The sequence below is a fragment of the Candidatus Methylomirabilota bacterium genome (genome assembly GCA_035936835.1).
Taxonomy (GTDB): Bacteria; Methylomirabilota; Methylomirabilia; order Rokubacteriales; family CSP1-6; genus AR37.
On the sequence record DASYVT010000105.1, the window covers coordinates 1 to 12,048 of the forward strand.

The following is a 12,048-nucleotide window of genomic DNA, read 5'->3' on the forward strand; positions in this document are numbered from 1 at the left end:
GTCGCATGTCCGGCTCCGGTATCCTGCCCGTCCCGAGGCCTCGCTCCTGTACAATCCCGTCGTGCTCCCGCCCCTGTTTCTCGAGGCGACGTGCTTCCTCTTTGGCCTCGTCATCGGCAGCTTCCTCAACGTCGTGATCGCGCGCCTTCCCGACGGCCGGAGCGTCGTGCGTCCTCCGTCGGCCTGTCCCGCGTGCGGCAGCTCCATCCGCTGGTACGACAACGTGCCCGTGGTTTCCTGGCTCTGGCTCCGTGCGCGCTGCCGCAACTGCCAGGCACGCATCTCGTGGCGGTACCCGGTGGTCGAGCTACTCACGGCGGTGCTGTTCCTGCTGGCCGCCCGGCGGTTCGGACCGTCGCTCGATCTCGGCGCGGCGCTCCTCCTGTTGGCGGCCCTTGTCGCGATCACCGGCATCGACCTGGACCACCAGATCATCCCCGACGTCATCACGCTGCCGGGCATCGCTGTCGGGGCCGGGATGGCTATGGCCCTCCATCCTGCCGCCTGGCTCGACACGCTGTCCGGCATCCTGGTCGGCGGCGGCCTCTTCCTGGTGATCATCCTGGCGAGCGGCGGAGGCATGGGCGGGGGCGACATGAAGCTCGGCGCCATGATGGGAGCCTTCCTCGGCTGGAAGCTGGTGCTTCTAGCCATTCTTCTCGGGGTCTTCGGCGGAGGCGCCGTGGCCATCGGGCTTCTAATAAGCGGGGCCAAGGGGAGGAAGGACCCCGTGCCCTTCGGTCCGTTTCTGGCCTTAGGAGCCGTGATAAGCCTTCTTTGGGGGAGCATCCTTTGGGCCTGGTATCTTGGCCGATTTTTGAGCTGAAACCGGTTTCAAGGGGGTCCCAGCTGGCCCCTTTCTTGCTCGATTACTAGCGCATGAAACTTACACGTCCACGTGGGGGCCCGGCCCAGAGTCAAGCCGGTTTCAGCCTCGCCGAGCTGACGGTTCTTCTGGCCGTGGTCGGGGCTCTCTTCAGCCTGTCCCTCCCGGCGTTCATCACATACTACCAAAGCGCCCAGGTGCGGGGGGCGGCCGCCGATGTCGCCGCCTATGTGAACCAGGGCCGCCAGCTCGCCATCCAGCTGAACTGCTCCGTCGCCGTACAGATCGCCGCGACGACGATCACGTACACAAGGCAGGCGAACTGCCAGGTCCCGGGCGTTTGGACGGGAGCAGGCACGAACGCTGCTGGCAATATCCCGGCACCAGACGGCATCACCCTCGCTGCCAGCGCCAGCCCGGTCTTCAACAGCCTGGGCGCCGCCGCTCCGGCCGCCACCCTCACGGTCACCCACGGCACCTCCAGCCTGAGCGTCCTCGTCTCGGCCTCCGGTCGCGTGACCATCGGACCCTGAGCGAGACAATGCTCGCCGCTCTCTGTGTGCACAGCGCATCGGCGGCACTGCACGACAATCTGGGCAGGTCGTCGGCGGCGCCCGTTCAAACCACTCACGCCAGTCACAGCCTGAGCGTCCTCGCCTCGACGTCCGTCCACAGGACCGTAGCGCCCTGAGCCGGGATGCTTGCCGAGGTCCTGGCGACCGTCGCAGTGGTAGCCATCGGTCTCTCCGCGCTCACGTCGGCCATTCCGGTGGTAGGCGCGGCCGTGAGCGAGGGCGCCAAGCTCTCCACCGCCACCTTTCTCGCCGGCGCGCGCCTCGAGGAAGTCCGCGCCGCTACGTGGAGCGCAGCGCCGCCCGTGGATCGGCTCGGCGTGTCGGGTGCGCCGCTGTCCCCTCCGCAGAGCGGCGGCGCGACAACCTTCGCCGACGAGGGGGCGCTGCCCGACCCATACGCCGGCTATAGCCGCCAGGTCAGTGTCCTCGACTGCGGCCTGCCGCCGGGTTGCGGCGCCGTCACCTCCGGGCACCTTCGCCAAGTCACAGTGACCGTGGCGTACCGGCCGGTCACGGCCAGAGGCCTGGCTGCCCTCGACAAGACAATCTCCGTAACGACGCTCGTCGCGCAGCGGTGAGGGAGGCCCTGGTCCGGCTCTGGATCGACGAGCGGGGCGCCGCGTTGCCGTTGGCCATGGTCACGCTGGTACTGCTCTCGTCCTTGATCCTCGGGCTCTCCGTCATGTCGGCGACGGAGCCTACCATTGCCGCCAATCAGCTCCGCACGGCGCAGGCACGGGCGTTGGCTGAGGCCGGCATCGAGCAGGCTCTCTGGGCGCTCGCGAATCCCGAGGCGCCCAACGGTCTACCCGACCCCTTGCCGACTATGGTCCCGCCGCCGTACGACGGAAGCCGGCTCATCGTCATAGCGGCCGGGGGTGCGCCGCTGGGGGGCTTCCGTCTCGCGGTGGTCGCCGGCGCGGCCCAGAACGAGCGCGATGTGCTCTCGGTAGGATGGGCGCCGACTGACGACGCTGGGGACATCCGTCCTAAAGCCCACCAGCGCATCACCGGCACGCTGTGGCGGCTGCGCGCGCCTGCGGAGAGCGCACCCTGTGCGCTCTGCGTGCGGGGTGATCTCGAGGTCACCGCCGAGGTGGCAGTGGACGCAAGGGTGGACGCGCGGTGCGGAGGCAAGCGGGGCGCCTGGTCGAGCGGCGCCGTGAGCGTGGCGCCGACCGCGAAGGTCTGGGGTGCCGACGGCAACGACACGCCCAATGAAGCTGGGGACTACGTGCAGGCGCAGCCGGCCGAGGCGGCGCTCGCATGGAACTTCTCGGATGCCGATCTCCTTGCGCTCAAGCGGCTGGCCCGCGCGCGCGGCAGTTACTACAGGGGCTCGGTCATTTTCGACGCCTCGCGTCCCGCTCCTGAGGGCCTCGTGTTCGTCGATACGGCGAACGGGGCTCCCATCACGGGCGCGACCCCCGCGGCGGAGCTCGCGCGAGCCGAGCTCCGCGGAGGCGCCTTCCGCGGTTGGCTCGTCGTCGCCGGCTCCCTCGAGATCTCGGGCGACGCGCGCGTGCGCGGACTCGCGTATGCGCAGGACGGCTTCGCGTATCGCGGCGCGACACCGGGAGGCATCGAGGGCCAGGTCGTTGCCGCAGGAGTGCGCGGCGGCTCTGGGAGCCTCTCCCGGACCGGCGGGGGCCCAGCTCTTACGTTTGACTGCGCGGCAGCTTCCGGAGGCGACGGCACTGTCCCGAGAGGCTGGATGCTCAAGGCAGGGTCATACCGAGAGCCTCCAGACCCCTAAATTACCCCATGAGTCGGGCTCCGGGGAGTCGAAACCCCTTTATCTGGTAGCGTCGAAGAGTTGACAGTTGGGCCCAACCCCCGTTATAAACTACGCGATACGTCAGCGTTTTTTGCTGACGGGCAGTCAACCTTCACTTGGCCGCAGGGACCCCCTCATGGGAGTCGGCGGTCAGTAGGACCGGGAGCCGGCCATGGGGTTGTTCGGAATGGGCAAGAGGCCCTTGACCTTTGGGCTCGACATTGGGTCCAGCTCGATCAAAGCGATCGAGCTCCGTGAAGGGAAAGGCGGGTGGGGCCTCACGGCATTCGCCCAGGTCGCCCTACCCCGTGACGTGATCAGCGAGGGCAGCATCAAGGAGCCCGGTCTCGTCAGCGACGCCGTCAGGGAATGCGTGCAGAAGGCCGGCATCAAGGGCACCGGCGCGGTCATCTCGGTCTCGGGACGCGAAGGCATCATGAAGCGTGTCCCCCTGCCCAAGGTGACGCCGAAGGAGCTGGCCGACGCCATCACGCTGGAGGCCGAGCACCACATCCCCTTCGCCGTGGACGACGTCTTCCTCGACTACGAGGTCGTGGGCGAGTCGGTCAACTCCATGTCGGTGGTCCTGGTCGCGGTGAAGAAGGTCAAGGTGCTCGAATACGTCGCGGTCGTGGAGCAGGCCGGCCTCGAGGCCCTCGTTGTGGACCTCGACGCCTTCGCAATCCAGAACCAGTTCGAGCTGAACCATCCGGAGCCGGCCGACGAGGCCGTGGCGCTGATCGACATCGGCGCCACCGTCATGAAGACCAACGTCGTGCGCGGCGGCACCTCCGTCTTCGCGCGTGACGTCCCCTTCGGCGGCCACAACTACACCCAGGCCATCGCCCAGCGGCTCAACATCCCCTTCGAGAAGGCCGAGGCGGCCAAGCAGGGCCAGGACGTCGGAGTCGCCTGGGACGATCTCGTGCCCGCCCTCGAGGCCGTGTCGCGCGACCTCTCGATGGAGGTCCAGCGCACCTTCGACTACTTCGCGTCGACGGCCGAGTCGGAGCGCATCGGCCGCATCGTGCTGTCGGGCGGCTGCGCGCGGCTCGCGGGGATCGACGAGTTCCTGTCCTCCTCATGGGGTGTCCCGGTGGAAGTCGCACGGCCGCTCGAGCGCGTGGAGCATGACGCCGGCCAGTTCTCGGCCGATGAGCTCGACCAGGCCGGGCCCCTCCTGGCCGTGGCCGTGGGGCTCGGGCTGCGGCGTCCGGGAGACAAGGGCGCATGATCAGGATCAACCTGGCGCCGCCCTCGACCAAGAGGCGCGTCGGCCTCTCCATTCCGAGTTTCAACCTGGGTATGCTCTTCGGCTTGGTCGCCCTGGGGCTCGTGCTTGTGCTGGGCGTGTGGTGGTGGAGCCTCTCGGCGGAGATCAGGCGGCTGAACACCGAGATCGCCGAGAACAAGAAGCAGGCGGACAGGCTCAAGGTGATCATCGCCGAGGGCCAGCGCTTCCGGCGCGACAAGGAGACGCTCGAGCGCCGGGTCAACGCGATCGAGCTCGTGGCGCGTCGCCAGACCCGCCCCGTCTACCTGCTCGACGCCGTCCTCGACACCCTGCCCAAGGACCTCTGGCTCACGCGTATGGAGGAGAAGGGGACGCAGCTGCGGTTCGCCGGCACCACCTACAGCGCCACGGCCCTCTCCGACTTCATGGCCAACCTCAAGGCCAGCGGCAAGTTCAAGGACGTGGACATCGTGGACGCCAAGCAGGACCTGACCAAGTCGCCGCGCCTGATCACCTTCGAGGTGGTCACGCGCTTCGAGCCCTGAGCCGTGGGCGCCCTCGACCCCATCGTCAACGCGCCGCGCCCGCAGAAGCTGATCTTCGGCGCGATAGTGCTTGTCATAGTGGGCGCGCTGGGCTATTTCTTCCTCATCTCAGGAGCCCGTGCGGAGCGCGACACCCTCCTGGAGGAAAACGAGGTCCGCCGCGCCGAGGTGCTCAAGTCGAAGGAGGACGAGGCCAACCTCCGCCCGTTCCGCGCGCTGGCCGAGGCGCTGCGCAAGCGCCTCGATACGGCCAAGGAGCGGCTGCCCTCGGAGCGCGAGATTCCGCAGGTGTACCGCCAGGTGTCGGACCTCGCCACGCAATCGGGGCTCGGCGTCTCGCTCTTCCAGCCGAAGGCGGCCGAGGACAGGGACGTGCTGTCGGAGGTGCCGATCGCGGTCACGGCCGAGTGCACCTATCACCAGCTGGGCGCCTTCCTTGAGCGCGTGGGCAAGATGCCGCGCATCGTGTCGCTGGGCGACTTCCGCGTGATCGGCATCGACCGGCCCACGGGCACGCTCCGGGCTGAGATGACGCTGGCGACGTATACGTTCAGGCCGGAAGGCGCGCCGCCGCCGCCCGCCAAGCCGGGCGCGCCTGCTGCGCCACCTGCTCCGCCCCCAGCTCCGGGTGCACGGCCGGCCGCCGCGCCGCCGGGGTAGTCCCGATGAAGCTGCGATGGAGGGTCGCGCCGATCGTCGGGGCGATGCTGCTCGGTGCCTGTGGCGGAGCCGAGCCGCCGCCCGCGCCGCCCAAGCCCCCGGTGCCCGCAGCCGCACCAACGGCTCCCCAGGCGCCGGCCAGGCCCGGAGCGTCCGCCGTCCGCCCACTCGATCCGGGCGCGGGCCCCGTGCTCCCGCCACTGGCCTACGACGCCAAGAGCCGCCGCGACCCGTTTTCGCCGGTCTCGTTGGCGCTCGAGGCCAAGGGGATCAACGTCACGGCGGCGAAGCTGGTGGGCATCGTGCAGGGCCGCCAGGGCACGCTGGCCCTCGTCGAAGGGCCCAACGGTGTCGGGTATATTCTCAAGAGCGGCGACGCTCTTGGCAACGGACGGGTGACCGGAATCACCGGAACCACCGTGACCTTCGCGGTCGCGGCGCAGCCGGGCCAGGGCCCTACAATGGTGACCCTGCGCTTGGTCCTCGACTGACATGCGGACACAGAGCCGCGAAAGGGGTGATCGCCCGATGAAGGCCATCGTGTCGAGCGTGGGATTGCTGCTCCTGCTCACCGTCGTCGCCGCGGGCACCGGAACCGCACAGACGCCGGACGCCGCCGTCCAGGTGACGTCACTCAGCGTCGACCGCCTGCCCGACGGGGTCACCGTCCGCATCAAGACCAGCGGTCCGGCAAAGTACCAGTCGAGCTTCATCGACTACCCGAACCGTCTCGTCGTCGACCTGCCGGACGCCACATACACCTGGAGCAAGACCACGCTCAAGTCAGACACGGAGCCCGTGCGCCAGGTGCGCGGCAGCCAGTGGAAGGGCAGCGTGGCGCGCGTCGTGGTCGAGCTCTCCCGCAAGGTCGGCTACCGCATCGACCAAGACGCCGAAGGCCTGCTCATCGTGCTCGAGCCGGCCGGCACGGCTCAGGCCGAGAAGCCCGCGACGAAGCCGCACGAGACGAAGGCGAAGGTCCGGCCGGCGCCGGCCGAAGCCTGGGCCCCCCGCGTCGAAACGCCGCGCCTTGAAGCGCGCGCCCCCGATGTCACAAAGGACGTCACGAAGACTGAAGCCGCACCCGACAAGGAAGCTATGGCCACGGTCACGCCGGCGCCCCTGTCGGCTGTCGAGCCCAAGGCCGCCCCTGCCCCGGCTCGCATCGCCCAGGCGGGGTCGGCCGCTCCGCCGCCGGCCCCGGGGCCTGCGCCTGCGCCGACTCCGCCGCCCGCGCCCGGCGCGCCGTCCATGCCGAGCGGGCAGGCGCTTTCGAGCGGCAAGCTCATCTCGCTCGACTTCAGGGACGCCGACGTCGTCAACCTCCTGCGCATCCTGGCCGCCGAGAGCGGCCGCAACATCGTGGCGGGCGAGGACGTCAAGGGCAAGGTGTCGGTCTCGCTGCACAACGTCACCTGGGAGCAGGCGCTCGACACCATCCTCGAGGCGCGCGGGCTGCAGCGGCTCGACCGCAACGGCATCATCCGGATCGTGTCCATCGAGCAGCTGACCAAGGAACGCGAAGCGCAGGCGCGCGTGCAGGAGGCGCAGGTCAAGGCGGAGACCGAGATCCGCACCAAGCGCGCCGACGCGGAGTTCAAGGAGGCGGAGGCCGCCTACAAGAAGCTCCAGGCCGACGCGGCCATCAGCGAGGCCAAGTCGCGCGGGCCATTGCGCGAGGAGACTATCCGCCTGTCGTATGCCGATCCCGAGGAGGTCGCCAAGACGCTTCAGGGCATCCTCGGCATTCCCCCCTCGGGCACCCAGCCGGTGTCGTCTGCGCCCATCATCCAGAGCGTGCCGCAGAACCCGACCGTGGTCGGGTCCAGCCCTCCGAACCCGGCCCTCGGTCGGCTGCCGGAGCCGAACAGCCCGTACCCGCCCGTCCCGATCCCGCAGAACCAGCAGGTCGTCTCGGTCAGCCAGGACGTGCTCGCCAAGGGCATCACGATCCAGGCGCACAAGCCGACCAACAGCATCTTCATTCGCCACTACGAGGCCGACCTCGAGCGCATCAAGAAGCTGATCAAGGAGAAGTTCGACATCCCGCTGCCGCAGGTCAAGATCGAGGCGCGGATGGAGATCCTCGACAGGAGCGCCTTCGAGGGCATCGGCGTCCAGTGGGGCGGCGCGGGCGCCGGGAACATCAACAACACGACTACGATCATCGGCCAGGGCTTCCAGAGTGCTTCGAGCAAGACCGCAGCCGCGATCGCGGCCACGCAGGGTGTCCTCCTGCCAGACGGCTCGACAGTGCGCTTCGACCCCGTGGGAATCCAGGGCTTCTCGCCCAACAACCCGGGCTTGACTCTGAGCCAGCTCTTCCCGATCTCGGCCACCACGGGCCTGCCGATGGGAGGCAACGTGGTCAACCTGCCCTTCGCGGCACTGCCGGGCTCCGCCGCCGCGGGCTCGCCCGCCGGCGGCATTTCCTTCGGCCTCGTCTCGAGCAACTTCAACATCAACCTGGCGCTGCAGGCGCTGGCAGCGCAGGGCAAGACGCGCACGCTCGCGCGCCCCGAGATCGTCACGGTGGAGAACTCCAAGGCCTCGATCTCTCTCGGTGAAGAAATCCCCTACGCGACCGTAAGCTCGGCCGGCACCCAGATCCAGTTCAAGGAGGCTGTACTCAAGCTCGATGTCTTGCCGACCGTGCTCAGGGAGCAGATCGGCGCCAACGTCGTCACCAAGATCAAGATGGTGGTCGTCATAGAGAACAACTCGCGCGGTGAAAACATCAACCCAGGCGGAACTTCGACCGTACCCGTTATCAACAAGCGCAAGGCGGAGACCCAGGTCCTCATCAAGGAAGGCGACCGGCTCGTCATCGGAGGCGTCACCCAAGGCGTGTCCAGCACGACCGTGCGCAAGGTGCCGCTCTTCGGCGACATCCCCATCTTCGGCTGGCTCTTCAAGCAGAAGGAGAACACCGAACTCGGTCGTGAGCTGGTGATCTTCGTGACGCCGTCGCTCGTCACGGGCCAGGGGAGCGCCGGCTTGGCCATCACCCCCGTCGCCCCGAAGTAGCGCGCACGACGTGGCGTTCCGCTTTCTCACGGCCGGCGAGTCCCACGGCGAGGCCCTCACCGCCGTCATCGACGGCGTGCCCGCCGGCCTTCTCCTCACCGAGGAGCACCTCAACGAGGACCTGGCCCGCCGCCAGAAGGGCTATGGCCGCGGCGGGCGCATGAAGATCGAGCGCGACCAGGCCCACATCTCCTCGGGCGTGCGCTGGGGCGTGACCCTCGGCAGCCCGATCACGCTCACCATCCAGAACCGGGACTGGGAGAACTGGAAGCAGACCATGGCGGTGGGCGAGCCGCCGGCTGGCGCGCCGCCGAAAGCGGTCACGCGGCCGCGCCCCGGGCACGCCGACCTGGCAGGCGCCATGAAGTACGGCCACCGCGACATCCGCAACGTGCTCGAGCGCTCGAGCGCGCGCGAGACCACGGCGCGCGTCGCCGTCGCGGGCGTGGCCAGGCGACTGCTCGGCGAGTTCGGCATCACGATCCTGAGCCATGTCACCGAGATCGGCGGCGTGCACATCGGCCCGCTCGAGGTGCCCTGGGACGAGGTTCGACGCCGCGCCGAGGGATCGGAAGTCCGCTGCGCCGACACCAAGGCGGAGCGGGCCATCATCGAGGCCATCGATCGGGCCAAGGAGGCCGGCGACACGCTGGGCGGAGTCTTCGAGGTGATCGCCCTCGGCTGTCCCGTGGGCTTGGGCTCCTACGTGCAATGGGACCGAAAGCTCGACGGGCGCCTCGCGCGCGCGTTCTGCTCCATCCACGCCATCAAGGGCGCCGAAATCGGCATGGGCTTCGAGGCCGCGCGCCGGCCGGGCTCCGAGGTCCACGACGAGATCCTGTTCGACAGCGACAGTGGCTTCCACCGCCGCTCGAACAGCGCCGGGGGCCTCGAGGGCGGCGTCACCAACGGCCAGCCCGTGGTGGTCCGCGCCGCGATGAAGCCGCTCTCGACCCTGCGCAAGCCGCTCCAGTCGGTAGACATGGCGACCAAGGAGACGGTGGAAGCCGTGGTGGAGCGCAGCGACGTCTGCGCTGTCCCGGCCGCCGGCGTGGTCGGCGAGGCCATGATGGCGCTCGTCCTGGTCGAGGCTTTCCTCGAGAAATTCGCCGGCGACAGCATCGACGAGATCCGCCGCAACTACCAAGGCTACCTCGACTACCTCAAGAGCTGGTAGCGGGGGCGGCTGATGATCGACGTCCCCGTGAATCTGGGCGCCCGCTCGTACCGCATCCTCGTCGGAGCCGGCGCCTTGGCGCTGGCCGGAACCGAGCTCGCCCGCCTCAAGGCCGGCCGGAAGATCGCCCTCGTCACCGACCCGGCGATCCTGGCTCTCCACGGCGTCGTCGTCACCCGGAGCCTCGCCGCCGCAGGCTTCGACGTCACTACGGTGCTCCTGCCCGAGGGGGAGCGCGCCAAGACGCTGGAGGTCGCCGCCTCGACGTGGGAGCGCTTCCTCGACGCGGGGCTCGACCGGGGCTCGACCGTCGTGGCGTTGGGCGGCGGCGCCGTCGGAGACCTTGCGGGCTTCGCCGCGGCGACCTACATGCGAGGTGTCGGCGTGGTGCAGGCGCCCACCACGCTGCTGGCGCAGGTGGACGCCTCGATCGGCGGCAAGACGGCCATCGACCACCCGCGGGCCAAGAACCTGGTCGGCGCCTTCCACCAGCCGCGCCTCGTGCTCTCCGACACGGCCGCGCTCCTGACCCTGCCGGAGCGCGAGTACCGATCGGGGCTGGCGGAGGTGATCAAGCACGGCATCGTGCTCGACGCCGCGTACTTCGAGGACGTCGAGCGCGGCGTGGCGGCCCTGCTCGGGCGCGAGCCCGCCGCCCTCGAGCGGACCGTCGCGGGCTCGTGCCGTCTCAAGGCTTCGGTGGTCGAGCGCGACGAACAGGAGTCGGAGCTTCGCCACGTCCTCAACTACGGACACACGATCGGGCACGCGATCGAGGCGGTCACAGGCTACCGGCGCTTCGCCCACGGCGAGGCCGTGTCGCTCGGCATCGCCGCCGAGGCCGGGATCGCCGAGCGCCTCGGCCTGGCAAAGCCCGGGGTGCGCGCGCGGCAGGTCCGCCTGCTCGAAGCCGTCGGGCTGCCCGTGCGCGACGTTGGAGAGGCGCCTTCGCTCGTGGTCGAGGCGCTCAGCCGCGACAAGAAGGCCAAGGACGGCCGCGTGCCTTTTGTCCTGGCGCCCGAGATCGGCGCGTTCCGCCTGGTCTTCGACGTGCCGACGTCGACCATCCTCGACGCCCTCGCCGAGCTCGGCTGATCTGTCGTGTCCCGTCCCAGAAACCGCTCTTGCGCGCCGCTGCTCGGGTTTTTTGGTCGGCCGCCGGGGCGAGCTTGTCACGGCCGCAGGGCGGCAGCAAGGGCCGGGAACGCATTGACTCTCGGGCCTTTGGCGCTTATAAAAGACGAGCCATGGCGAACCCGATCCCCCAGGGCGGCGGGGCCGCCGCCGAGGATCCCGTGGCGGCGGGCGCCATCAGGCGGTACGAGGAGCGCCTGGCCCGGGATCCGGCCTCGCTGGCCTTCGCTCCCTTGGCCGATGCCTACCGCAAGGTCGGACGGACGCGGGAGGCCATCAACCTCTGCCGCGAGGGGCTCGGGCGCTTCCCGCACTACACAACGGCGCGCCTGATCCTCGCCAAGGCGCACCTGGACGATGGCAACCCCGCCGCGGCGCTGGGCGAGCTCGGGGTCATCCTCCAGTCGGGCCCGAAAGACGCCCAGGCGCATCGCCTCGCGGCCGAGATCCACCGCAGGGCGGGACGCTGGGAAGAGGCGCGGCAGCATCTCGAGCGCGTGGTCAAGCTCGACGCGGGCGACCGGGAATCGCGCCTGCTGCTCGAGACGCTGGCCGCGGAAGGGCGCGCGGGGGACGGCTCGCCGCTCCAGCGCGTGCTGGCGGACGACACGTTCGCCACGATGAGCATGGGTGCCCTGTGCCTCGAGCAGGGACTCAGCGACGAAGCGGCGCAGATCTTCCTGCGCCTGACCAGGAAGAACCCGGGCGACGCCCGGGCCCGCGCGGGCCTCGAAGAGGCGCTGCGGGCCAAGACCCAGAAACGGAAGGGACCATAACGTCATGCAGGTGTCCACGGCCGAGTTCAAGAAGGGGCTGAAGATCCAGTTCGACGGGCAGCCGTACACCATCGTCGACTTCCAGCACGTCAAGCCCGGCAAGGGCGGCGCCTTCGTGCGCACCAAGCTCAAGCACATGAGGCAGGGCCGCGTCATCGACAACACCTTCCGGGCCGGCGAGAAGGTGGAGCTGGTCGACTTCGAGGACAAGCACATGCAGTATCTCTACAAGGACGACCGCTACCACTTCATGGACACGGAGACCTACGACCAGATCTCGCTCTCCGCCGAAGAGGTCGGCGACGCGCGCGACTTCC

At 69.2% G+C, this 12,048-nt stretch carries 13 protein-coding genes; all 13 read left to right on the forward strand.

The annotated features are described in order from the left end of the window. On the forward strand, positions 1–826 hold an 826-nt coding region (locus VGV06_08335), incomplete at its 5' end, for a prepilin peptidase (protein HEV2055166.1). Between the two features lie 53 nt (positions 827–879). Next, on the forward strand, positions 880–1,359 hold the full coding sequence (locus tag VGV06_08340; protein ID HEV2055167.1) for a hypothetical protein: 480 nt from the start codon (positions 880–882) through the stop codon (positions 1,357–1,359). A gap of 164 nt (positions 1,360–1,523) precedes the next feature. After that, entirely contained in the window at positions 1,524–1,979 is a 456-nt protein-coding gene (locus VGV06_08345; protein HEV2055168.1) for a hypothetical protein, read from the forward strand. Beyond that, positions 1,976–3,157: a hypothetical protein gene (locus tag VGV06_08350; GenBank protein HEV2055169.1), complete on the forward strand. Its 1,182-nt coding sequence runs from the start codon at positions 1,976–1,978 to the stop codon at positions 3,155–3,157. Before VGV06_08345 ends, VGV06_08350 begins: the two co-directional genes overlap by 4 nt. Positions 3,158–3,350: 193 nt before the next feature. Then, positions 3,351–4,412 (forward strand): type IV pilus assembly protein PilM, encoded by a 1,062-nt coding sequence (gene pilM, locus VGV06_08355; protein ID HEV2055170.1) that lies wholly within the window; start codon positions 3,351–3,353, stop codon positions 4,410–4,412. Then, positions 4,409–4,957, forward strand: coding sequence for a PilN domain-containing protein (locus VGV06_08360; protein HEV2055171.1), 549 nt, complete (start codon positions 4,409–4,411; stop codon positions 4,955–4,957). Before pilM ends, VGV06_08360 begins: the two co-directional genes overlap by 4 nt. A gap of 3 nt (positions 4,958–4,960) precedes the next feature. Next, entirely contained in the window at positions 4,961–5,617 is a 657-nt protein-coding gene (pilO, locus tag VGV06_08365) for a type 4a pilus biogenesis protein PilO (protein ID HEV2055172.1), read from the forward strand. Positions 5,618–5,805: 188 nt separating this feature from the next. Continuing rightward, positions 5,806–6,108, forward strand: a complete 303-nt coding sequence (locus tag VGV06_08370; protein HEV2055173.1) for a hypothetical protein — start codon at positions 5,806–5,808, stop codon at positions 6,106–6,108. Positions 6,109–6,145: 37 nt separating this feature from the next. Beyond that, positions 6,146–8,644: an AMIN domain-containing protein gene (locus tag VGV06_08375; protein HEV2055174.1), complete on the forward strand. Its 2,499-nt coding sequence runs from the start codon at positions 6,146–6,148 to the stop codon at positions 8,642–8,644. 10 nt (positions 8,645–8,654) lie between these two features. After that, positions 8,655–9,821 carry a chorismate synthase gene (gene aroC / locus VGV06_08380; protein HEV2055175.1) on the forward strand — a complete coding sequence of 389 codons (1,167 nt, stop codon included), beginning with the start codon at positions 8,655–8,657 and terminating at the stop codon, positions 9,819–9,821. Positions 9,822–9,833: 12 nt separating this feature from the next. Then, positions 9,834–10,916 (forward strand): 3-dehydroquinate synthase, encoded by a 1,083-nt coding sequence (gene aroB / locus VGV06_08385; GenBank protein HEV2055176.1) that lies wholly within the window; start codon positions 9,834–9,836, stop codon positions 10,914–10,916. A gap of 152 nt (positions 10,917–11,068) precedes the next feature. After that, a complete protein-coding gene (locus VGV06_08390; GenBank protein ID HEV2055177.1) occupies positions 11,069–11,731 on the forward strand; it encodes a tetratricopeptide repeat protein in 663 nt (220 codons plus the stop codon). A 4-nt stretch (positions 11,732–11,735) separates the two neighbouring features. Next, positions 11,736–12,048: elongation factor P (locus VGV06_08395; protein ID HEV2055178.1), on the forward strand; the 313-nt coding region annotated here is incomplete at its 3' end.